Origin of the sequence: Falsarthrobacter nasiphocae (assembly GCF_031456275.1) — a bacterium.
GTDB lineage: Bacteria > Actinomycetota > Actinomycetes > Actinomycetales > Micrococcaceae > Falsarthrobacter > Falsarthrobacter nasiphocae.
The window spans coordinates 608,972-631,149 of sequence record NZ_JAVDUI010000001.1 but is presented as its reverse complement, the minus strand read 5'-3'; the positions used below and the strand labels follow the sequence as shown (position 1 = coordinate 631,149).

Genomic DNA, 22,178 nt, shown 5'->3' with positions numbered 1-22,178 from the left:
CGCGACGGCGCCTGTGACGGCCACCGCCACCGCGACGGCGCCTGTGTCGGCCATCGCGCCTGTGACGGCGACCGCGCCGGGGAAGATCAACGTGGGGCTGCGCGTTGGCCCGGCCAGGGAGGACGGCTACCACTCGCTCGCCTCCCTCTTCCTTGCCGTCTCCCTGGAGGAGACCGTGACCCTCTCTGGGCGGCCGACGACGCACCCGCGGCTCCTCCTCGACGCGGCTTCCGATGCGCGCCTCGGCCTCGCGGGCGTCCCCCTCGACGGCCGCAATCTCGCGGCCCGGGCCGTGAACGCCGTCGCCGATGCCGCTGGGGAGCCCGTAGCCCCCGGCTCGGATGAGGCCACTCTCACTCTCCGCAAGCTCGTCCCCATCGCAGGGGGCATGGGCGGCGGGAGCGCTGACGCCGCTGCCGCCCTCGTGGCGGCCAACGCCTGGTTCGGGAGCCCCGTCCCGGAGGAGCGCCTCGCGGAGATGGCCGCCACCCTCGGAGCGGACGTGCCATTCGCCCTTGCGGGCGGCGCGGCGGCGGGCCTCGGCGTGGGGGACCGCCTCAGCCCCGTCGAGGCGGGAGCCCCCCTCCACTGGGTCCTTGTCCCCTCCGAGCGTGGGCTCTCCACCCCTGAGGTCTTTGCCCGTCTCGACGAGCTTCGGGCCGCCCGCGGCGAGACGGCCCCCGAGCCCCAGGCGGTGGACGAGGACCTCATCGATGCCCTCCGCCGCGCGGATCCCCGCGCGCTGGCCCCCCTCTTGCACAATGACCTCCAGGAGGCTGCCCTCGACCTCGCTCCCGAGCTCGCGGACGCCCTCGCGGCGGGCCGTGAGGAGGGTGCGCTCGCGGGCATCGTCTCCGGCTCCGGCCCCACGCTGGCCTTCTTGGCCGACGACGCCGAGGCCGCCGCGCTCCTCGCCCGCCGGCTCGCGGACCGGGGCTACGGGCGGGCCACCGCCGTGCACGGCCCCGTCCCCGGGGCGCGTCTGCGGGCTGAGTCTGCGTGAACCACGCGCAGCCCGTCGTCGTCCTTTGTCTCTCATACCCTGACCCCCGAAAGGATTGACTGTGGCTCACCTTCTCGGCGCTGAACATGTCTCCGTTTCCTTCGCCACCCGTACTGTGCTCGACGACGTCACGCTGGGCCTGGACGAGGGGGACCGGGTGGGCATGGTCGGGCGCAACGGCGACGGCAAGTCGACCCTGATGCGCCTCCTCGCCCAGCGTCAGACCCCGGACTCGGGGCGTGTGACGCACCGCGGCGGGCTGCGCGTTGGGTACTTGGACCAGCAGGACGTCCTCGACCCGGACTGGACCGTCCGCTACGCGCTCGTCGGGGACGCGGAGGACCACGAGTGGGCCTCGGACGCCCGCATCCGCGACATCATGAACGGCCTCGTCGCGGAGCTCGACTTGGGGTCCCGCGTGGGGACCCTGTCCGGAGGTCAGCGGCGCCGCGTGGCCCTGGCCCGCCTCCTGGCCGGGGACCACGATGTCATCATGCTTGACGAGCCCACGAACCATCTCGACATCGAGGGCGTCGCCTGGCTCGCACAGCACATCAAGAAGCGCTGGCGGGCCAACGACGGCGCGCTGCTCGTCGTCACTCACGACCGCTGGTTCCTCGACGAGGTGTGCACCCTGACGTGGGAGGTGCACGACGGGGTCGTCGACCACTTCGACGGCGGGTACGCGGCCTACGTCCTCGCCCGGGCGGAGCGGGACCGCATGGCGTCGGTCGTGGAGAACAAGCGCCAGCAGCTCATGAAGAAGGAGCTGGCCTGGCTGCGCCGCGGTGCCCCGGCCCGGACGTCCAAGCCGAAGTTCCGCATCGAGGCCGCGAACGAGATCATCTCCGACGTTCCGGACCCCCGCGACTCCGTGTCCTTGCGCTCCATGGCCACGGCCCGCCTCGGCAAGGACGTCTTCGACGCCGAGGACATCAGCCTCACGCTGTCCGGGAAGACCATTTTCGACAACGTGACCCTGCGCCTCGCGCCGGGCGAGCGGATCGGCGTCGTCGGCGTCAACGGCGCCGGCAAGTCCAGCCTTCTGCGGCTCTTCTCGGGGGAGATCGAGCCGGACTCCGGGCGGATCAGGCGCGGCAAGACGGTGGTCCCGGCAGTCCTCACCCAGGAGGTGCGGGAGCTCGACGAGCTCAAGCACCTGCGGGTCATTGAGGTCATCCAGCGGGAGCGGCAGGTCTTCGAGATCGGCGGCAAGGAGGTGTCCGCGGGGCAGCTCGTGGAGCAGCTCGGCTTCACGCGGGAGAAGCAGTGGACACGCGTCTCCGAGCTCTCGGGCGGAGAGCGGCGCCGCCTTCAGCTGCTGCGTCTCCTCGTGGGCGAGCCCAACGTCCTCATGCTGGACGAGCCCACGAACGACCTCGACACCGACACCCTCGCGGCCGTCGAGGACGTCCTGGACTCCTGGCCTGGCACCCTCGTGGTCGTCTCCCACGACCGCTACCTTCTGGAGCGCGTCACGGACCACCAGGTGGCCCTCCTGGGAGACGGGAAGATCCGCGGCCTGCCGGGCGGCGTTGACCAGTACCTTCAGCTTCGCAATGAGATGGAAGGCGTCCGGGCGGGCAGCGGCTCCCTCCGGGTCATGGAGGGCGACGACGGGGCCGCGGGGCTGAACGCCGCCGGCTCGGGGGCGCCGGCCAGCGCTGACGCCCCGAAGGGAGGGCCCAGCGAGGCCGAGCGGAGGCAGGCCCGGAAGGACGCCGCCAAGCTCGAGCGGCAGATCGCGAAGACCGAGGCCGCCGAGGCGAAGCTCCACGCGGAGCTCGCCGAGCTGGCCACGGGGTCCGACTATGAAGCGATTAATCGTGTCAACGCAGAGCTGCGGGCCACGGAGGCCAGCCGCGAGGAGCTGGAGCTCCAGTGGCTGGAGGCGCTCGAGACGGCAGGGGACTAGGCATAAGCGGCGGCCTGATCGTCTGAGCGGCCCCTCCGAAGCGCGCTCCACTGGGCCCAGACGGCCTTGAGGTCCTTGGCCTCCTCCGCGAGGATGGATGTGTCTCGTTCGCCCAAGTGCGAGACCGTGCCCTGGATGAGGAGCAGTTGCGTGCCGAAGAGGACCGGGCCCGTCCGCTCCTGGGCCTCCTCGAAGAACGTGGTGTCGATGACGCCAGTCCCGTCGTCGACACTGATGAAGACCGTCCGCCGCCCAGAGCGCATGGGAGGGGTCTGCGTGGCCACCCGCATCCCCGCCACGAGCACGGGGGACTTGTGGCGGAGTGAGGCGAGCTCGCTGGCCCGCGTCACCCCCAGCTCGTCGAGGAGGGGGCGGTAGGACTCGATGAGATGCTCCGAGACCTCCGTGGAGAGCAGGTCCAGCTCCAGTGCGGTCCGCTCCTCCTGGCTCGGGTCCGGGATGGAGGCGTCCATGAGGTCCCGCTCGCTGAGGAGGGCGAGCTGATCCCGGGGTGCCTGCGGCCTTGAGACCCGGGAGCGGGCCGTGAGCTGACGGACGTAGGCGATGGCACTCCCGCGCCGGGCCCCTTGCGCGTCCCCGGAGGTGAGGGAATCGAAGGCGCCGAGCTGGGCGAGCTGGAGCATGAGGGGGCGCGACGGCTGGGCGCGGTGGTAGACGTCCGTGATGGAGGAATAGGGCTGCCCGGCCACGAGGCGCTGGACCTCCCCGGCCTGGATGCCCTTGATGTCCTTCAGGGACAGCCGAATCCCCTTGGAGCCCTCCGCGTCCCCGAGGCTCTCTGCCCGGTAGCGGTCTAGCGAGCGGTTCACGTCCAGCGGCAGGATCGGGATGCCCATCCGCCGGGCCTCGGCCATGAGGAGCCTGCGGGGATACATCCCCGGGTCGTGCTCGAGGACCCCCGTCAGGAACTCCACGGGATAGTGGGCCTTGAGCCACGCGGACTGGTAGGTGGGCAGGGCAAACGCGGCCCCGTGCGCCTTGCAGAAGCCGAACGAGCCGAAGGAGCGCAGCGTCTCCCAGATGGACTCGACGTCCCGGTCCGTGTACACGCGGCGCCCGTCCGCGTCCACCTTGGCGCCCGCACGGGCCCGGAAGTCCGCCTCGATCCGCTCCCCCTCCCGGCTCAGGGAGCGGCGGAGCTCGTCCGCCTCCGTGAGGCTGATGTCCATGGTCTCCGCGAAGATCCGCAGGACCTGCTCGTGGTAGATCACCACCCCGTAGGACTCCGAGAGGAACGGGCGGAAGCGCTCGTGGAGCACGTTGGGGATGCGGGAGCTGTGCTTGGCCCGGATGAAGGGCGCCACCATGTTGCTCTTCATGGGACCGGGACGGAACAGGCTAATGTCGGCGATGAGGTCCTCGTACTGGTCCGGCTGGAGGCGCCCGAGCAGGGACCGCTGGCCCGGGGACTCGATCTGGAAGCAGCCGAGGGTGTGAGTGCTGCGGATGAGCTGGAACGTGGGCTCGTCGTCGTGCGGAATGGAGTCCAAGTCCACCGTTCCGTCAGCGGAGACGTACGGGGCGTCCGCCGGCAGCCCGCCCGCCACCGCGGCCTCCGGGCCGTTGACGCGCGCGATCTCCCCGACCGCGTACGCGAGGGCAGACTGCATGCGCACGCCCAGGATGTCGATCTTGATGAGGCCCATGTCGTCGATGTCGTCCTTGTCCAGTTGAGCCATGGGCAGGCCGATCCCCGAGGGCTGGGTGGGCGTCACGGAGAGAAGGGTGCTGTCCCCGAGAATGACGCCGCAGGGGTGCATGGAGATGTGGCGGGGGAGCCGGTCAAGCCGTTCGCTCAAGTCCACGAGGAGGTCGAGGCGCGGCTCGGAGGCGATCTGGGCGGCCACGTCCCGCAGCTCCGGCTTGGTGGACAGCGCCGCGCGGAGGTCCCGGGCGTTGTAGCGCCACAGGCTCTCGGCGATCTGGGTGATCTGCTCCTCCCCGAGGCTCAGCGCCTGGCCGGCGTCCCGCACGGCGCCCCGCGCCCGGTAGGCGTTCTGCATGGACAGCAGGGTGGTCCGGTGATGCCCGAACCGCTCGAAGACAGCCCGGTAGACCTCGTGCCTGCGGGCGGACTCGATGTCGATGTCGATGTCCGGCAGGGTGCTTCGCGCCGTGCCGAGGAAGCGCTCGAACAGCAGGTCATGCTCCAGCGGGTCCACGCTCCCGATCCGCAGGAGGTAGTTGACGAGGCTGCCCGCTCCCGACCCCCGGGCCTGGGCCCTGACGCCCATGCCCCGGATGAGGGCGACGACCTCGGCGACGGTGAGGAAGTAGGTCTCGAAGCCGAACCCGCCGATGGTGGACAGCTCCATCTCGAGGCGCTCCCGGATGCGCGTGAGCTCTGCGCCGCCCGCCGCCGGGTACCGCTCGAGGACGGCCGCCTCGCATCGCTGACGCAGGACCTGCGCGGGGTCCTGCCCGGCCAGGCCGAGAACCTCGAGCTCGGGGACCTTGGGCTGACGCCACCGGAGGTCTGCGTCCGGGTCCAGCCGGCAGCGCTCCGCCGTCTCCTCGGTCCGGGAGAGGAGGTCCACGGCGAACTGCCGGCCCAGGCCCGCGTACTCGGCGATCTGGAAGGCCATCCGCCGCATCATGCCAGCAGGCTTGAGCCACGCCTGGCCGTTGGGCTGGGGCGGGTAGGCGCCCAGGGGGAGCAGCTGCGCGGCCGAGTCCAGGACGTCCCCCGTCAGGGCGTCGTCAGGGGTCAGGTAGCGCACGGCGTTGGTCAGGACGGCGGGAATCCCAGCCGAGTGGGCGAGGCGCGCCATGGCGGCCGCGTGCTGGAGGCTTCCGGACTGGCCGGGCTTGGCGTAGTGGCAGACGACCTCCAGTGCCACCCCGCCGGGCATCCGCGCCTCCCACGCGGACAGGAGCCGCCGGGCGCGCTCTGGGTCCCCGGCCAGGACGGCGGACCCGACCTCTGACCGGGGGCCGAGCAGCACGGTGCTCGTGGGGCCGTTCTCCCCCAGGAGGAAGAGGGGTGCCTGCTCGGGGGTGATCCATGCGTCCCGGTGCGCCGTCCCGTGGGCGGAGCGCAGGCCGCGGCGCCGGGGGGAGTGCGCGGCGGAGATCAGGCGCACGAGCCCGGCCCAGCCCGCTCCCGCGTTCTGGCCGTGGGCCAGAACCGACACCTCGGACAGCTCGCCCTCCGCGCGCACCTGGAGGTTGACGCCGACGACGGGGGCCAGCCCCGCAGCGAGGCATGCCCGGATGTGCCGGACAGCGCCGTAGATGCCGTCCCGGTCCGTGATGGCCGCGGCCTCGGCGCCCGCGGCGTGGGCCGCCTCCACCAGGGCCTCAGGGTGGCTCGTCCCGTGGTGCGCGGAGTAGGCGCTCGCGACGTTGAGGTGCGTGAATCTCTCCATCCCGTGCCCCTAGTCGAAGATCCCGGTGACGGGCCAGACGGGGCCCTGTGTGACGGCGAGGTCGAAGATGAGCAGCTCCCCGTCCTCGAGCGCGCGCGCCTGGACCTGCCACATGGGCCGGTTGACCATCTCCGCGCCCTCTCCCATGGGGGCCCTGGCGGCGGTCTCCCACCACGCATCCCGGGCCATCCAGGGGATGGGCTTGGAGACGACGACGAAGCGGCGGCCGTTCCAGACGAGACGCGAGGGCGCGCCGGCAGCCGAGGTCCAGACCCTCGCTGTCCCCGGGTTCAGCGCCGTCTGCGCAGTCATGAACGCCCCCACTCATTCGAACATACTTTCGATACTGAGTGTAGATCGAGGGGTGGCCGGTGCCAAGCCTGGGCGGCGGGGCCGCATAGAATTGGTGCGATGACGACCTATCGATCAGCGGAAGAAGGAAGATGAAGGATCTGCGCGGGTTTACGGGCGTTGGCTATGACAAGGGGCGGAGCAAGCTGGTTCAAGCCGCATGGCTGGCCACGCAGGGGGCTGTTCTCCAGCATTGGTGGTGCCCTCCCAAGGTGCGAATGTCTGTCCTGCGCATGTTCGGCGCCAAGATCGGGCGGGATTGCCTCGTTCGGCACCGGGTTCGAATTCACTGGCCGTGGAAGCTTGAGCTTGAGGACTCGGTCTGGATTGGGGAAGGGGCATGGATCCTCAATCTTGAGCCTGTTCGCATCGGCAACAACACCTGCGTCTCCCAGGAGGTTTTCCTCTGCACGGGCAGCCACCTCTTTGACCATGACAACTTTGAGTTCGACAATGCTCCGATCACCATCGGGGCCCGCTCTTGGCTTGCCGCTCGGTCAACAATTCTGCGGGGGGTAACGGTGGGCGACGACGTCCTCGTCGGGGCTCAGGCGCTCGTCGTCAAGGACGTCCCTTCTGGCGCAAAGGTCCTGGCACCCAAGGCTGACGTCCGTGAGCCGAAGAGCACCCAAGCATGAAAATCCTGCATGTCGTCACTCTCGTGACACCCGATGGGGAGCTTGGGGGGCCTCTCCGTGTGGCTCTGATCCAGCTCCGGGAGCTTATGCGGCGCGGACACGAGGTCCTTCTTGTTGCCGGGGCGCGGGGATTTGAGGGGGAGTTGCCGCGCGAGTTCCACGGCGTTCCCGTCAAGCTCTTCCCGGCCGTGCAGGTCCTTCCTGGGGCAGGATTCGCGGGCGTGTCTGCTCCCACGATGGCGCCGTGGCTCCTGGCCAACCTGTCCCGCTTCGATGCAGTGCACCTTCACTTCGCCCGGGACCTCGTGCTCGTCCCGGCCGCCGCAGCGGTCTTGGCGGCTCGGCGTAAGTACGTGGCGCAGACCCACGGGATGGTGGTTCCCAACTCCAAGAAGAGCGCGAAGATCCTCGATTCCGTGGTTGTCCGACGCGCCCTTTCGCGCGCCGATGTTGTCTACGCCCTCGTGGAAACGGAGCGGGCTGAGCTTCTCAAGGTTGAGCCCAAGGCTCAGGTTGAAGTCTTGCCGAACGGTTTGGACTTTGATGAGCCCCGTCCCCAAGCGAATCCCGCAGAGAAGACAGATGTCCTGTATCTCGCGCGCCTCGCCCCCCGGAAGAGGCCGATGGACTTCGTTCAGGCGGCGAAGCTCCTCGCTGCCGATTTCCCCGAGTGGACGTTCTCCCTTGTGGGCCCAGATGAGGGAGAAGTCGAGGCAATCAACCGCGTGCTTGCTGCGGATCCTGCTCTAGCGCGACGCGTCCGCTGGGAGGGGCCGCTGGCGCCGGACCAGACGGCAGGCCGGATGGCGCAGGCGGGTGTGTATGTCCTCCCGGCCGAACGAGAGCCGTTCGGGATGACCATCATCGAAGCCCAGGCTGTGGGACTGCCTGTTGTCATGCGCAGCGATTGTGGCATCGCCCCGGGTATCGTCAACGCGGACGCAGGGGTGGCTTACGATGGCGGGGCAGAAGAGCTGGCTGCAGCACTCCGCCCCCTTCTCTCATCCCCCGAAGCGCGAACCAGCCTGGGTGAGCGCGCGCAGCAGTATGTCCGCTCCGCGTTCGGCGTCTCGTCCGTGGTGGACCGGCTGGAGCGTCGCTACCGCTCGTGACGAGGGGTCAGCGTCCGACGCCGCGGTAGACCCAGCCAGCTTCCCGGAAGGTGGCTGGGTCGAAGGCGTTTCGACCGTCGAAGAGCGCCTGGGACCGCACGTGAGTCGACAGGGCTTCAGGTGAGAGCTCTGTGAACTGGGTCCACTCTGTGAGGACGGCAACAACGTCTGCCCCCGCTACCGCGCTCTGCCAATCCGCGACATAGCGCAGCTCGGGGAAGCGCCTCGAGGCGTTCTCCATGGCCTCTGGGTCGTATACCCGCACGCTTGCTCCCTGGAGCTGGAGCTGCTGCGCGATGCTCAGGGCGGGGGAGTCTCTGACGTCGTCAGATTCAGGCTTGAAAGAGGCCCCGAGGACACCAATCCGTTTGCCCAAGAGCGAGCCGCCGCACATGGCCGCTATGGCCTCGACAGCCCGGTTGCGTCGGCGGAGATTGATCAGGTCAATCTCGCGTAAGAAGGTCAGCGCCTCGTCTGCCCCGATTTCACCCGCACGAGCTGAGAAGGCGCGAATGTCCTTCGGAAGACACCCCCCGCCAAAGCCGATTCCAGCGTTGAGGAAGCGGCGCCCAATCCGCTCGTCGCGACCGATCGCATCTGCAAGGAGGGTGACATCTGCGCCAGAGGCCTCGCAGAGCTCAGCCATGGCGTTGATGAAGCTGATCTTCGTGGCCAGGAAGGAATTTGCGGCAGTTTTGACCAGCTCGGCGGTGGGCAGGTTGACGATGAGTCTCGGGGTGCCTTCGCTGAGGAGACGAGCGTAGACAGCGTCGAGGCGCTCGACAGCCTCATCGTCCCCGTTAGCGACCCCGTATACGAGGCGGTCAGGCCCGAGCGTGTCAGAGACTGCGTGCCCCTCCCGCAGGAACTCGGGGTTCCACATGACGGTGAGGTCGGGACGGGTCAGCGCGATCTCGCGCCTCAGCCGTTCAGCAGTGCCGACGGGAACGGTGGATTTCCCGACCAACAAGGCGCCCTCTTTGGCTACAGCGGCTGCCGAGCGGAAGGCAGCATCAAGGTAGTCCAGGTTCGCCGCGTAGTCCCCTTCTCGCTGGGGAGTGCCCACGCAGATGAAGATCACATCGGCTTCAGAGGCGTGGGTAGAGGAGTGAGCAAAGGAGAGTGAGCTCGCGCTTTGGCCTTCGACGAGGAGCTCGTTGAGCTGTGGCTCGAAGAACGGTGCTTCCCCAGCTTGAAGCCGCGCGATCTTGTTGGCGTCAACGTCGATGCCGATCACATCGTGGCCCAGGCTGGCCATGCATGCGGCGTGAACGGCCCCGAGATAGCCGCAGCCGATAACCGCGATCTTCACTGAATCTTCTGCCATGTCTGGGTCATCCTCTCGCTTGGTCAACCTCGAAGGGCGACTGGTCACTCCATCCAACCACGGACAACCGCCTCTGCGATGAGCCAATCTGGCTGGAGGGTAATGGCATAATGAACATCTGTGTCGAGAGAGCATCCCGGCTGGTCCGCCCTGGTGTAACGGCAGCACGCCGGCCTTTGGAGCCGTGCAGTTTAGGTTCGAATCCTAAGGGCGGAACAACGGGGCCTGAACGGTTCCCCCGAGCCGCACAGGCCCAGACCCCAACGTTCAAGGAGCCCAGAGTCAATGAGCGCATCCACCCGCCCGAGCGTGATCGTCCTGGCAGCCGGGGCCGGCACCCGGATGAAGTCCGAGAAGCCCAAGGTCCTCCACGCCATCGGCGGGCGCTCCATGCTCGCCCATGCCATCCGCGCGGCCCGCGGGGTTGACCCCGAGCAGGTCGCCGTCGTCGTCCGCCACCAGCGCGACCGCGTCGTGGAGCACGCCCTGGCGACTGACGCCGACATTCTCATCGCCGACCAGGACGAGATCCCGGGCACCGGACGCGCCGTGCAGGCCGGGCTCGAGGCCCTTGAGGCCGCAGGCGTGACGGAGGGGACCGTCCTGGTCACGAGCGGGGACACGCCGCTCATGACGGGGGAGGCCCTGCGCCGCCTCGCCGAGGACCACACCTCGTCCGGGAACAAGGTGACGGTCCTGACGGCCGTCGTCGAGGACGCCTCCGGGTACGGCCGTGTCGTGCGCGGCGAGGGGGGTGAGGTCCTCGCGATCGTCGAGCACAAGGACGCCACCGAGCAGCAGCGGGCCATCCGCGAGTTCAATGGGGGCGTCTACGCCTTCGACATCGCCGCCCTTCGCGACGCGCTCGCCAAGGTCACCACGGACAACGCCCAGGGCGAGATGTATCTCACGGATGTCCTCGGTCTCACTCGGGAGGCCGGCGGCCGCGTCGCGGCCTCGGTGGTCGAGGACGAGCGCCAGGTTGAGGGCGCCAACGATCGCGTCCAGCTCGCCTCGCTTGGCAAGGAGATGAACCGGCGCACCGTCGAGGCGGCCATGCGAGGCGGCGCCACGGTCGTGGACCCCGCCACGACATGGATCGACGACACGGTCACCATCGGCCAGGACGTCACCATCCTGCCCAACACCCAGCTCCAGGGGACGACGACGATCGCCGACGGCGCTACGGTGGGCCCCGACACCACCCTGACCAACGTCGAGGTGGGGGAGGGCGCGCAGGTCATCCGCACGCACGGCTCGGACGCCGTGCTCGGGGCGGGGGCAAGCGTCGGCCCGTTCGCCTACCTCCGCCCCGGAACCCGTCTGGGCGCGCGAGGCAAGATCGGCACGTTCGTCGAGACGAAGAACGCCGAGATCGGTGAGGGCTCCAAGGTTCCGCACCTCTCCTACGTGGGGGATGCGACGATCGGCCGAGAGTCCAACATCGGCGCGGCCAGCGTCTTCGTCAACTACGACGGCGTCAACAAGCACCGCACGACCATCGGCGACCACGTCCGCATGGGCTCCGACAACATGTACGTGGCCCCCGTGACGGTCGGAGACGGCGCGTACTCGGGCGCAGGCACGGTGATCCGCAAAGATGTGCCGGCCGGGGCGCTCGCCCTGACGGTGGCCTCGCAGCGGAACCTCGAGGGGTGGGTCAGGGACAACCGTCCCGGGACCGCGGCGGCTGAGGCGGCGGCTCAGGCCGACGGCGCTGCGGACGCCCAGTCCGAGGCCCAGAACTGACTGGTACGGACTAGACTGGCCAGACGGTCTCACGTCACCGATCACGAGAAGGATCTGACTTCATGAGCGGAATTACCGCCTACGGCGAAAAGAAACTCGTCCTCGCCTCCGGGCGCGCCCACCCGGAGCTCGCGGCGCAGGTTGCCGAAGAGCTCGGCACTGAACTGCTGCCCGTCGACGCCTACGACTTCGCCAATGGCGAGATCTACGTCCGCTCCGCAGAGAGCGTGCGCGGAACGGACGCTTTCATCATCCAGTCCCACCCGGCGCCCCTGAACAACTGGCTCATGGAGCAGCTCATCATGATCGACTCGATGAAGCGTGCCTCCGCCAAGCGCATCACGGTGGTGTCCCCGTTCTACCCGTATGCGCGCCAGGACAAGAAGGGCCGCGGCCGTGAGCCGATCTCCGCCCGTCTCGTCTCGGACCTCTACAAGACGGCCGGCGCGGACCGCATCATGTCCGTGGACCTCCACACGGCGCAGATCCAGGGCTTCTTTGACGGCCCCGTGGACCACCTCATGGCCATTCCCCTCCTCGCGGACTACATCCGCTCACGGGTGGATGTGGACAACGTCACGGTTGTCTCTCCTGATACGGGCCGCGTCCGCGTGGCTGAGCAGTGGGCCGAGATGCTGGGCGGGGCGCCGCTCGCGTTCGTTCACAAGTCCCGTGACCTGACCGTTCCCAACCAGGCCGTCTCCAAGACGGTCGTGGGACAGATCGAGGGGCGCACGTGCGTGCTCATCGACGACATGATCGACACCGGCGGAACCATCGCCGGCGCCGTCCAGGTCCTCAAGAACGCCGGGGCCAAGGACGTCATCATCGCGGCCACGCACGCCGTGTTCTCCCCGCCGGCCGCTCAGCGCCTCGCGGAGAGCGGCGCGCGCGAGGTCGTCGTGACGAACACCCTGCCGATCCCCACGGAGAAGCGTTTCGAGAACCTCACGGTCCTCTCGATCGCCCCGCTCATCGCGCGGGCCATTCGCGAGGTCTTCGAAGACGGCTCCGTGACGAGCCTCTTCGACGGCAAGGCCTAGGGCGTGGGATAGGGGCAGCAGGCTGCCCCTATCCCACTCTCACACCGCGTGGGCCCAGACGCCCCTCTTTTCCCATTGCTGGAGCGAGGGAGGGAGATCACCCCCACGCCTCTCCAAGAGTCCCTCTGCAGTGTCGCGACTGAGGCTCTAGCCCACCCTGACAACCAGGCCTCGTTCTTCAAGCGTTTCCAGGAACGAGGAGATACTTTCCGCGACAACTTCGTCCTCAATGCCGTAGGCCTGCGCGACATCGCTCACAATCTCCGACTCGGGGCGCGGGTCTGACGTCAGGGCGCACCATATGGCCTCGCCCGAGTCGGTGAGGCAGACGGGAGTCTCTTCCGACGGGGAGAGGACGTACGTCGCAGGCAGAGGGTGCGTCTGCGATGACGCGGCCACTCCGGCGGCTGTCTTCCATCGATATTCCATAGGCATGAGTCTAGATGGGCGCGGCCCGAGACCCGGATCTCAGCTCCGCCTCTGTATTCTACCGGCCTGAACGGCTACAATATTCATGAAGCTTGTACTAGCAAACTGGTCCACGTCTCGTCTCCGGACCCCCTGATCCGGAAGGCAGGCGGGGCGCGGCCCAGGAGGTAGTGCTGAGAGCACTTCTATAGTCCACCCCCGAGGAACCTCAATATGCCCCGCACCCCTGTTTCCGAGACCGCTTCGGCTCGGCAACTGTGCTTGACCGCCCCCTTTGAACCTGTTGCCGTCAGTGGCGGGGAGAAGCCGACCCATCTGTGGCTGGGGCCATTGGAGCCTGATGGGCCTGTGACTGTTCGGATGACCTCACTGGGTATGAGGTCGACGCGGACACGCCGGGTACGTCGACGGGGCCTAGACTTTCGCCGACACGTGACCCGCAGCCCCAAGTCCTTGGGGGTTGTTGCCCCGTGCGCATCGTAGTGAACGTCAAATCGAATCAAGAACGTGAGTCGTTGTGAAAATTCTCCTAGTAGTTCATCGCTTCAACCCCGACTTCGGTGGCGTTGAAGTTACTGCAGAACTCATCGCCCGGGGATTGGTGGAGCGCCACGGTCACGAGGTCACGATCGTCACCCACACGCGCGAGACCAATCGGGATGAGACGTTTCCTTTTAAAATCTTGCGTGAACCGAGTCGGCGCAAACTGATCGAAGCTCACAAATGGGCTGACGTAGTCATGCACAATAATCCCTGTCTTCGATTCGCGTGGCCTCTTGCCATGGTCCGTCGGCCATGGCTGATAGCGCTGCGCTCTTGGATCACGTTGCCCGGAGAGGCGTTGACTCCGATCCAGAGCATGAAGTATGAGCTCAAGTACGGGGTTGTGGAGAGGGCGGACAAGCTGGTCTCTAACTCCCGTGCCTTGGCGGGCCATGTTCGCCCCCCGGTCGAGGTTATTCATAACTCATATCGGGATAAGATTTTCTATGACAAGGGTGAAACGAGGGAGCGTCAGGGAATCGCCTATCTCGGTCGCCTGTCGGCCGACAAGGGCATCGACTTACTGATTGAGGCTGTTGCAAGGTTGAAGGCGGCCGGACACAAACCGAAGCTGACCCTCATCGGAGGGGGAGACCAGCTAGATGTCATTGAGTCTCAGATTGCCCGTTTGGGACTGAGCCAGGACGTCTATCTTGCTGGGCAGCGTAAGGGTCTTGAAATCAACGACCTGCTGAACCGCAATACTATTGCCGTCGTTCCTTCCCGTATCCCAGAGCCTTTTGGCACAGTCACCATCGAAAATGCAGCAGCTGGGTGCGCCACTCTTGTCGCCAACCACGGCGGGCTTCCTGAGGCGATTGGTTCAGCAGGACTTCTCTTCACGCCCAACGACGTTGATGACTTGACAGCGCAGCTCGAACGCTTGTTCACAGACGATGACCTAGTGGCCCACCTGCGTGAAGCATCCAAGGAGCACGTCGTTCATTACAGGCAACATGTAATGATCGATAAGTTCGAGTCTGCACTCCGTCAGACTGTCGATATCTTTGAATCTAAAAAACGCAAGTCTGTGGATGCCGATGAGTCCCCAGAGAAGGTTGACGCTTAATGAAGACAGCCCTCCTCCTGGCCGCACGAAACCCTAATGCCCCCCGAACGGGGCGGATAGCAGTGCTCGAGACCGCGGTTCGTAGCCTCCGCGCCAACGGACTCAACGTTATTGTCGCCGCGATTACTCATGACGACTTGCCCGAGACATGGGCGGGTGCAGAGCTGAGGCGAATCAACCCGCCGAGTCTCATCACTCGGGCTATAGCTGTAACCATGGCGCTGCCCAGCCGACGCACCCTGAATGAGGCCCTGTTTTCTGGCCGGAGCGTGACACGGGCCGTCATGGAGCTGGCCGATGAGGTCTCCGCCGATGTTGTCATCGGCGACGGATTGCGGGTGTGGAGTCCGTTGCTAGCAACCGGCCGCCCCGTGATCATGCATCTGGATGACCTGCTGTCCGACCGATACTCCTCTCCCGAATTCTCTGCCGGAAACGACAGTATTCTTGGATATTTCGGGAGCCAAATCCCTGCAGCGTTGCGCCCTCTCGCTGAACGAGTAGCCAAGTTGACGCTCGGGATGGAAGCCCATCGAGCACGGAGACAAGAGATCCTCATCGCTCGTACGGCGAATGTCACCGCGATGACGAGTGAGGCCGAGGCGCAGGTGTTGGCTGAGCGCTCAGGCACCGGCGTCGTTGCCTTGCCCATGGCTGTCGATGCCCGAGGGGCGTCGGTGCCGTCGAAGGCGCCCGCCAATAGTGCGGTTTTTTTTGGGCGTTCTTCACTTTGGCCCAAACCTAGCGGCTCTGCGTTTCTTGCGCGATGAAGTCCTGCCCGTAGCTCGACAGCGCGGGTTCGATTTCAGAGTAGACGTCATTGGTGCTGGACGAGAGAAGTACGCTCAAGAATTTGAGGGCACTGGCATCCATCTTCTTGGATACGTTGAGAGTCTCGAAGAAGCCTTGAGCGGGCATCGCATGTTCTTGTCCCCTGTGACTTATGGCACGGGCGTCAAGACCAAGGTTCTTGATGGGTTGTCAGTAGGTTTGCCCATCGTCGCGACTCGTAAGGGCGTCGAAGGAATCCCGCTTGTGCCAGGTCGGGAATTCCTCCTCGGTGACGCAGCTGCAGATTTTGCCCAAGCCATGATGGCATTGGCAAATGACGCATCCGGCGCTGACCGTCTTGGCGCGGCAGGCCGTGCGCGCCTGCAAAATTTGATGTCCAGTGCCCAGTTGGAGGTCGGCTGGAAGGCAGCTCTAGACAGCGTCTCAACTTCTGATCGGACAGGCGGGTAAAACATATGAGCGTTGAAGATATTAGGCGAATTGGGCTGGGTACTGCGCGATTGGGTGCCTTCTGGCAGGGGCGTTCGCTCAATGACGGTGCGAAAACAGTTGCAACGGCCTTGGACCTTGGCGTGGAGACAATCGATACTGCTGATGTCTATGCGCGTGGTATTGCTGAGAAAATAGTTGGCCGGGTTCTCCGAGGTCGACGAAATGTGTGCGTGATGACGAAGGTCGGCCTCCTGAAGACGCCTCAGGCGATAGTCAAGAGTGCCACTCTTAGAGGATCTATTCCTGCGTTGACTGGACTGCGAGCCGCACAGGCAGCGGACAGAGACTATTCGTCTGAATACATCAAATGGGCGGCAGAAAATTCGCTTCGTCGACTCTCAGTGGATTCCGTTGACACTCTGCTTCTCCACGATATCGACGCAGGGTCTCTGAAAGTCGGTGGTTTCCGTGAGGCCATGGAGAACATGCAGACGCGTGGCCTTATCCGCCGTTGGGGCGCCCAGGTTGCGAATGTAGAGGCGGCGCGTGCGGCGCTCACTGTCCCCGGTCTCTCTGTGCTGCAAATGCCTGTCAACGTCACAACAGGTCCGCTCCCCAGGGACATCGTGGTGGCTGCTAAGACACAGGGAGTGAATATCGTTGCCCTCGCCGTGCTGGGGGATGGCCGCCTACTCCATGACGCGTCGGCAGTGTTCGGCGACAGATCATCCGCTGTGGCTGCCCTCGTGCGAGATGTTCTGCGGGAGGACGGTGTCGAGACTGCTTTGCTCGGGATGAGTCGCTACACCCACGCGTATGATAATCTAGCGGCCCTCCGGTGCGGGGCTTCTGCTGGCGAAGAGACCAACTTCGAGGAGTTCGTACGGAGATATGGAAAGGAGAAGCCGTGACGACGATCGACGGACGTCAGCCAATCAGGAAGGTATGGGAGGCAGACCTAGTAGTCGTCGGTACAGGACCGTCGGGCATGTCGGTGGTGCGGGAGCTCGCCCCAACCGGCCAGCGAATCGTTATTCTCGATGCCGGCGATTTCACAGTGCCCCAGTCGCTGCAGGACACTCTGCGGGGCGACGCCGCGTCTGAGGCTGTCGAACCGCAATCAAAGATCCGTCAAAAGCGGGTCGGTGGTGCCTCGATGCAGTGGGGTGGACGCACAGCGCCTTTCGAAGCATTCGACTTCGAGGCACGTGAGGCCCTCGGACTTCCAGGGTGGCCAGTCACTCGCCAGGAGCTCGACGACTACTACCGCCGGGCAGCAGTTCGCCTTGATGTTGGTGCCTTCGAGTGGACAGCTCAGGGAGCGATCAAGGGAGAGCGGCGCCATCTTGTCGAACCCGCTGACGAAGCTATCGCCGATGAGGGCATCTGGCGCTATTCGCCACCCACGCGCTTCGCCGACGTCTACAAGAAGGAGATCGAGGAGCGTGAGAACGTCACGCTCATCGTCAACGCCAACGTCGTCCGATTCACAAGCGCCAACGGCGACGACGTCGACGGCGTCGAGGCAATGACGGCCGCAGGCGAGAGGATCACGGTTAAGGCAAAGTCTTACGTGCTCGCCGCAGGTGGCCTTGAGTCCACCCGAATCTTGCTCCACAGCGGCTTGGGCAACGAGCATGGCCAGGTCGGTCGCAACTACATGATCCATCCCATCGCAGAGGTGGGAGTCCTCGAGCTCCGAGATGTGGACGACGCCCGCGCGGCAACCAACTACGTTCGCACGGTCGACGGCGCCTGGGCGCGTCGTCTTATCCAGCTCGCTCCCGAGGTCAAGAGGGAACATAACCTTCTCAACCTGGGCTTGGCCATCTGGTACGAGGACCCGCGGGATCCCAGCCACGGTGACCCTCTGCTCTCTGCCTTCGCCCTCGTGCGGAAGGCCTTGACCTACACGGGTGAGTTCAAGGCCACGGGCATGCATCGGCGTTACGCGGATCTCCAGAGCCCCGTCCGGCACGTCAAGAATGTCGTTCTCGGCGCCCCGTCCTTGGTGAAGTATGCCGGAGTATGGGCACGGGATCGTTGGATTTCGTCACGCACGCTGCCGGCCTTCACCCGTCGGTCGACGCGTGGACGCTACCGTCTTCGTTTCGATGCAGAGCAGCTCCCGACTCCGGACAACCGAGTGGTCCTCTCTGCATCCGAGAAGGACCGGTTCGGGGTGCCGCGTCTTTCGGTTCAGCACCGAGTGACCCGAGAAGACCGGCTGAACTATCTCACCTCCCTTCGACTCCTCGCCGAAGCCTTCGAACGCTCTGGCTGGGCTCGCTACACACCGCCAACGGAGAAGGAGATGCTGGAGATTTCGCTTGTCGACGGAACACACCAGATGGGGCTTCTCCGAATGGGTTCCGAGCCGACGACGTCAGTCGTCGATCGAAACCTTAAGGTTTGGGGCCTGTCCAACCTTTACGTTGCTTCGACGGCAGTCTTCCCCACGGCGTCTCATGCAGGCCCCACGATGACAGCCGTAGCCCTGGCAATTCGTTTGGCAGACCACCTCAGAAGTCAGCAGCTCGATGGCCTATGAGCCCCGACGTGCCCTAGGGGCACCTGCCCCTAGACCGTCACAGCCGCATGGCCTGGGCGTCGACACTGCAGGGCGAGCAGCTACCGATGCTCGCCCTGCCTCGTCGCCACACCGGACAGATATCCAGGGCCTACGTGCCATCGCGGTCCTCCTTGTCATAGGGCAGCACTTCTGGAACATCCCCGTTGGCGGATTCATCGGAGTCGACGTCTTCTTTGTCATTTCAGGCTTCTTGATTTCCGGGATCATTCTTCGTGACCTCGAGCAGCATGGCAGCCTGCGAATCGGACGCTTTTATGCCCGTCGAGTACGTCGCATCTTGCCCGCTGCTACTCTAGTTGCAGTAGTCACGGCGGCCCTATCCTGGCTAGTCTGGTATCGGCCTCAGGCGCTTCAATACTCACTCGACGGGCTCTGGGCCGTTCTGTGGACTGCAAACTGGCATTTTGCTGCTATCGGAACCGACTATCTGCAACACGACTCGAGTCCGTCGCCATTCCAGCATTACTGGTCCTTGTCTGTCGAGGAGCAGTTTTATACCGTATGGCCCCTCGTCCTTGGGGTCATCTGGCTATTCGCCGGGCGCTTCAAAAGCTCATCCAGAGCGTTTATTCTCGGGCTCCTCGTTGTTGGAGTAATTTCATTTGCATGGGGACTTGGCCTCACAGCGTGGCGGGGGCAGTGGGCCTATTTTGACACGATTACGCGAGCTTTTGAGTTTGTCCTCGGCGCCTTGGCGAGTGTCATTGTGCGGAAGCGTTCCTTGCCGCGAGGGGCAGGAGCTCTAGGGCTTGCTGGAATCTTTCTCTCAGCCGTGTTTATTAACCCCCAGTTGAGTTTCCCGGGGCCATGGGCTCTGGTGCCAGCTCTAGCGACGGCTCTCGTGCTCATGACCTCGACCCATTTTCGGGTCATCCAGAAGGGCCTGGGCAATAGAAGCATGTCCTGGCTGGGTGACATCTCCTACTCGCTCTACCTGTGGCATTTCCCCGTGCTCATACTCGGACTTAATGTACTCCCCTCCGAGTGGTGGACGCGTGTTGCGCTGCTTGCCCTTGCTCTTGCACTGGCGGGTCTCACCTATCAGTTTGTCGAGGAGCCAGCGCGTCATTCTCGGTTCTTGAGTTCTTGGGAGAAATCCCGGCCTACGTCCACTGTGAGGCTTCGGCGGCAGTCGGCGCTGGCCTCGATGGCACTGTTCGCCTGTCTGGCGCTACTTGGGGCATACCAGTTCCTGCCCAGCAAGGTAGGCGTGTTGGCAGCCCAAAGTTCGGAGGATGCCCCGCGCTCCGCTCTCGCGCATTTCGAGTCCGCGGCTCAGCTTGAATCCGCTGCATCTGCTCCTGCACCGGCCGATTGGGATGGTCTGATTCCACGCCCTGACGAGCTCGACCAGCGCCAGGTCGCTCCCGCACTCGCTTCGGGATCCAAATGTGCGGCGCGCTTCGGTGACGTAGAGTTGTCGGAATGCCGGTGGGGGCCATCTGCGCCTCAGCGGACTGTGCTTGTTGTGGGGGACTCCGTGGCTCTTGCCTGGACCCCTGCAGTTGTTGCCGCCGCAGATGAGACGACGCGGGTCATCGCCGTTGGCGTTGGATCCTGCACACCCGTGTCCGTCAGCCAGGAGCCAGAATTCAAGGCTGCGGATTTCACTGAAGGATGTGACAGGACGCGCCGTGCTCTTCTGGAAAAAGTGGCTCAGGTGAAACCTGATGTCACGTTCGTGGCTAGCGCGTCTGGTGGCTATGGCCATCAGGTTGGCTCTGACGGACAGCCCCTCGTCACCGAGGCCGCCAAGGCTGCATCATGGAAGAATGGTGCCCGGAAGACCTACGACTCTCTCCTGGATAGTTCTGGGAGAGTCGTAGTCATTGGGTCGCCGGGATTGACGGGGGATCCCAGACGGTGTTTGACGCGCCTGGCGTCTGCAGAGGACTGCACTCGTCCGGTGACGTCAGACCAAAATGACAAAGAGGAATCTGAAGCTGCCGCTGTCGCTGACCTGCGGCGAAAGGGAAAGATGATTGAGCGAATCGACGCCCTGAAAATGACATGTCCTCGGGGCCAATGCCCGCTCGTCATCGGCGAATACATCTCTCACACGGACCCGACTCACATCACCAACGCGTTCGCCGAGTCGACGGCTCCGATCTTCAGGCCTTACCTTAAGGAAGTCGCAGAATGATCTGGGCAATTGCCGCGATATTATTCGGTGCTGTTCTTGCACGCAGGCCGGCGCTAGTCGTTTTCTTGGCTATTGGGGCTTACATTCTTATCCCAGGAGTGGCTCGAGGTGTCCTTACCCCGTTCCTGCACCCGGGCGCCTACCTCGTCGCCGGATACGCGGTTGCGGCAGCCATCATCGATCGCCAGTGGTTCTCCAAGGCTATTCAGAGAAGCCGAGGCATCTTGGCGGTTGCGGCGGTGATTGTCGCCTACGCCTCAATTGACGCGCTGAATGAGGGAACGTCTGGTCTTCCGCGTCTCTTGCAGAGTCTGGCGAGCTTCTTCCTCATGCCATTGACAGTATTTGTTATTGGTCGGCATGTTGTGGCGCAGACGCCAAAGTGGGCTCGAATTTATGCGGCTTGGCTGCTCGTGATTGGCGTCGTTGAGATCGTTCTTGCTTATTTCCAAAATCTTACAGGACTCACCATCGTTTGGGGATTCGTATATAGAAGCATGTGGTTCTGGGGGCAGGGTGATGATGTGAGTCGAGCCTTGGGCACCACGGGCCACGGAATTCAGTTGTCTGTTTTTCTTGCCATGACCATCTGCGTGACGCCGATGATCAGGTCTACCCTGGTGCGTTTTGGCTACATTGGCCTCGCTTGGATCGCTTTGCCCTGGACAAACGGTCGCCTCGGAATGCTTCTCGCTGGACTCGCTACTGCCTATGTGTTCTTCTACAGCCGCCGCACCCCGCTGCGGACTGTTCTCATGAGTTTGATTGTTCTCGTCGGCATCGGGTGGAGCCTGCAGACCGAGGAGGGTCAGAAGGTCATTCGCAAGTTCTCGAGTGACGGTGGTTCCAACCAGAAGCGAATCGACGCTCTTGCGTGGGGCCGGGCGCACTGGCGCGAATTCCTATTTTCGGGCTACCCCGGTAACCGCGACGTCCGTGGTTCAGGTCTGTTGAGTTCCTCGTTGGAGAACGGGTATCTGATGGCGGGCATGGCATTTGGCCTCGTGGTGGCGGCAGCACTGTTTCTGCTTCAAGTGGTCACGATCGCCCGATGTGTCGTTGGATCGCCGCGAGCCCGCGTTTGGGGTCTGACAAGCGCCCTGGGCGTCATAGCGTTCTTTGGCTCCTCATCCTTCATGGCCGACAGCCTGGATGGTGTGACTACCTGGATATTCATGGGTATCGGTCTAGGTCTAGCGGACGCCGCCAGGGGTCCAGCTGGCCATTCTCTGCGAGCTCACGCGTCGGACGAGCGTCACTCATCCACGCCTGCGCGCCAGGATGAATCTTCAGACGGCATCGGATCCCGGAATGTCCAGGGAGTAGGCGTTGAGGAGCCGCACCGAGAAGTGGTGAGCAGTGCATTAGCACGACCAGCCTCCCTGCGCTGAGGGAAGGGCCTCCGCGGCACGCGCGACGCTACGCCAGTGCTTTGGGCATAGCGGCCAAGAGGTACGGAGCCCGAGGGTGCTATGATGCGTTCCGTCTCGGAATATCGCCAAAACGGGGGGCCAGAACTTCAGCTTGCCAGTGTCATGAGAGCCTCATGGTGAGGCTTGTCCTGGGTCCTTTTGCGCTCGTGGCCGAACTGGCAGTCTGGAAGACTCATTGCAGCTGTGGTCGGACCACAGCGGGGGCCGGATGGATTTC

At 64.7% G+C, this 22,178-nt stretch carries 17 protein-coding genes and 1 tRNA gene; 14 read left to right on the top strand and 4 right to left on the bottom strand.

The annotated features are described in order from the left end of the window. Positions 1 to 13 precede the first annotated feature (13 nt). Entirely contained in the window at positions 14 to 1,003 is a 990-nt protein-coding gene (locus J2S35_RS02785; protein WP_309852999.1) for a 4-(cytidine 5'-diphospho)-2-C-methyl-D-erythritol kinase, read from the top strand. 61 nt (positions 1,004 to 1,064) lie between these two features. Further along, positions 1,065 to 2,918, top strand: a complete 1,854-nt coding sequence (locus tag J2S35_RS02780; protein ID WP_309849571.1) for an ABC-F family ATP-binding cassette domain-containing protein — start codon at positions 1,065 to 1,067, stop codon at positions 2,916 to 2,918. Here J2S35_RS02780 and J2S35_RS02775 read toward each other — a convergent pair. Both J2S35_RS02775 and J2S35_RS02770 read right to left on the bottom strand, forming a co-directional pair. Further along, complete coding sequence (locus J2S35_RS02775) at positions 2,915 to 6,307, bottom strand: DNA polymerase III subunit alpha (RefSeq protein ID WP_309849568.1); 3,393 nt, start codon at positions 6,305 to 6,307, stop codon at positions 2,915 to 2,917. The genes J2S35_RS02780 and J2S35_RS02775 overlap by 4 nt on opposite strands. A 9-nt stretch (positions 6,308 to 6,316) precedes the next feature. Then, complete coding sequence (locus tag J2S35_RS02770) at positions 6,317 to 6,619, bottom strand: DUF6504 family protein (protein WP_309849566.1); 303 nt, start codon at positions 6,617 to 6,619, stop codon at positions 6,317 to 6,319. 131 nt (positions 6,620 to 6,750) lie between these two features. Here J2S35_RS02770 and J2S35_RS02765 point away from each other — a divergent pair, with 131 nt between their 5' ends. Together J2S35_RS02765 and J2S35_RS02760 are read left to right on the top strand one after the other, a co-directional pair. After that, positions 6,751 to 7,296: a DapH/DapD/GlmU-related protein gene (locus tag J2S35_RS02765; protein WP_309849564.1), complete on the top strand. Its 546-nt coding sequence runs from the start codon at positions 6,751 to 6,753 to the stop codon at positions 7,294 to 7,296. Next, entirely contained in the window at positions 7,293 to 8,408 is a 1,116-nt protein-coding gene (locus J2S35_RS02760; protein WP_309849563.1) for a glycosyltransferase, read from the top strand. Before J2S35_RS02765 ends, J2S35_RS02760 begins: the two co-directional genes overlap by 4 nt. Before the next feature lie 7 nt (positions 8,409 to 8,415). On the opposite strand, the gene J2S35_RS02755 is transcribed toward J2S35_RS02760, so the two are convergent. Beyond that, positions 8,416 to 9,735 (bottom strand): UDP-glucose dehydrogenase family protein, encoded by a 1,320-nt coding sequence (locus J2S35_RS02755; protein ID WP_309849561.1) that lies wholly within the window; start codon positions 9,733 to 9,735, stop codon positions 8,416 to 8,418. Positions 9,736 to 9,879: 144 nt separating this feature from the next. On the opposite strand from J2S35_RS02755, the gene J2S35_RS02750 reads away from it, so the two are divergent. The 3 genes from J2S35_RS02750 to J2S35_RS02740 all read left to right on the top strand — a co-directional run bounded on the left by J2S35_RS02750 (position 9,880) and on the right by J2S35_RS02740 (position 12,527). After that, positions 9,880 to 9,951: transfer RNA gene (locus J2S35_RS02750), tRNA-Gln, on the top strand. Between the two features lie 69 nt (positions 9,952 to 10,020). After that, on the top strand, positions 10,021 to 11,484 hold the full coding sequence (gene glmU / locus J2S35_RS02745) for a bifunctional UDP-N-acetylglucosamine diphosphorylase/glucosamine-1-phosphate N-acetyltransferase GlmU (RefSeq protein WP_309849559.1): 1,464 nt from the start codon (positions 10,021 to 10,023) through the stop codon (positions 11,482 to 11,484). A 62-nt stretch (positions 11,485 to 11,546) separates the two neighbouring features. Then, positions 11,547 to 12,527, top strand: a complete 981-nt coding sequence (locus tag J2S35_RS02740; RefSeq protein ID WP_309849557.1) for a ribose-phosphate diphosphokinase — start codon at positions 11,547 to 11,549, stop codon at positions 12,525 to 12,527. 147 nt (positions 12,528 to 12,674) lie between these two features. Here the strand turns inward: J2S35_RS02740 and J2S35_RS09915 are convergent, their stop codons facing one another. Next, on the bottom strand, positions 12,675 to 12,956 hold the full coding sequence (locus J2S35_RS09915; protein WP_343826361.1) for a PqqD family protein: 282 nt from the start codon (positions 12,954 to 12,956) through the stop codon (positions 12,675 to 12,677). A 517-nt stretch (positions 12,957 to 13,473) separates the two neighbouring features. On the opposite strand from J2S35_RS09915, the gene J2S35_RS02735 reads away from it, so the two are divergent. From J2S35_RS02735 to J2S35_RS02710, 7 genes are all read left to right on the top strand, one after another. Next, entirely contained in the window at positions 13,474 to 14,568 is a 1,095-nt protein-coding gene (locus J2S35_RS02735; RefSeq protein WP_309849556.1) for a glycosyltransferase family 4 protein, read from the top strand. 215 nt (positions 14,569 to 14,783) lie between these two features. Then, positions 14,784 to 15,338, top strand: coding sequence for a hypothetical protein (locus J2S35_RS02730; protein ID WP_309849555.1), 555 nt, complete (start codon positions 14,784 to 14,786; stop codon positions 15,336 to 15,338). Beyond that, positions 15,328 to 15,810 (top strand): glycosyltransferase family 4 protein, encoded by a 483-nt coding sequence (locus tag J2S35_RS02725; protein WP_309849554.1) that lies wholly within the window; start codon positions 15,328 to 15,330, stop codon positions 15,808 to 15,810. Before J2S35_RS02730 ends, J2S35_RS02725 begins: the two co-directional genes overlap by 11 nt. 5 nt (positions 15,811 to 15,815) lie before the next feature. Then, entirely contained in the window at positions 15,816 to 16,703 is an 888-nt protein-coding gene (locus J2S35_RS02720) for an aldo/keto reductase (protein ID WP_309849553.1), read from the top strand. Beyond that, on the top strand, positions 16,700 to 18,343 hold the full coding sequence (locus tag J2S35_RS02715) for a GMC family oxidoreductase (protein ID WP_309849552.1): 1,644 nt from the start codon (positions 16,700 to 16,702) through the stop codon (positions 18,341 to 18,343). The genes J2S35_RS02720 and J2S35_RS02715 overlap by 4 nt, the downstream gene beginning before the upstream one ends. After that, the gene (locus J2S35_RS09910; RefSeq protein WP_380083870.1) at positions 18,333 to 20,528 is read left to right on the top strand and encodes an acyltransferase family protein; all 2,196 of its coding nucleotides are present in this window, start codon (positions 18,333 to 18,335) and stop codon (positions 20,526 to 20,528) included. Before J2S35_RS02715 ends, J2S35_RS09910 begins: the two co-directional genes overlap by 11 nt. Next, positions 20,525 to 21,919 carry a hypothetical protein gene (locus J2S35_RS02710; RefSeq protein ID WP_309849550.1) on the top strand — a complete coding sequence of 465 codons (1,395 nt, stop codon included), beginning with the start codon at positions 20,525 to 20,527 and terminating at the stop codon, positions 21,917 to 21,919. Before J2S35_RS09910 ends, J2S35_RS02710 begins: the two co-directional genes overlap by 4 nt. Positions 21,920 to 22,178 lie beyond the last annotated feature (259 nt).

Coding starts and splice junctions, on each gene's coding strand:
- J2S35_RS02775 (WP_309849568.1), bottom strand. CDS start 6,307: ATGGAGAGATTCACGCACCTCAACGTCGCGAGCGCCTACTCCGCGCAC.
- J2S35_RS02770 (WP_309849566.1), bottom strand. CDS start 6,619: ATGACTGCGCAGACGGCGCTGAACCCGGGGACAGCGAGGGTCTGGACC.
- J2S35_RS02765 (WP_309849564.1), top strand. CDS start 6,751: ATGAAGGATCTGCGCGGGTTTACGGGCGTTGGCTATGACAAGGGGCGG.
- J2S35_RS02760 (WP_309849563.1), top strand. CDS start 7,293: ATGAAAATCCTGCATGTCGTCACTCTCGTGACACCCGATGGGGAGCTT.
- J2S35_RS02755 (WP_309849561.1), bottom strand. CDS start 9,735: ATGGCAGAAGATTCAGTGAAGATCGCGGTTATCGGCTGCGGCTATCTC.
- glmU (WP_309849559.1), top strand. CDS start 10,021: ATGAGCGCATCCACCCGCCCGAGCGTGATCGTCCTGGCAGCCGGGGCC.
- J2S35_RS02740 (WP_309849557.1), top strand. CDS start 11,547: ATGAGCGGAATTACCGCCTACGGCGAAAAGAAACTCGTCCTCGCCTCC.
- J2S35_RS09915 (WP_343826361.1), bottom strand. CDS start 12,956: ATGGAATATCGATGGAAGACAGCCGCCGGAGTGGCCGCGTCATCGCAG.
- J2S35_RS02730 (WP_309849555.1), top strand. CDS start 14,784: ATGGCGCTGCCCAGCCGACGCACCCTGAATGAGGCCCTGTTTTCTGGC.
- J2S35_RS02720 (WP_309849553.1), top strand. CDS start 15,816: ATGAGCGTTGAAGATATTAGGCGAATTGGGCTGGGTACTGCGCGATTG.
- J2S35_RS09910 (WP_380083870.1), top strand. CDS start 18,333: ATGGCCTATGAGCCCCGACGTGCCCTAGGGGCACCTGCCCCTAGACCG.
- J2S35_RS02710 (WP_309849550.1), top strand. CDS start 20,525: ATGATCTGGGCAATTGCCGCGATATTATTCGGTGCTGTTCTTGCACGC.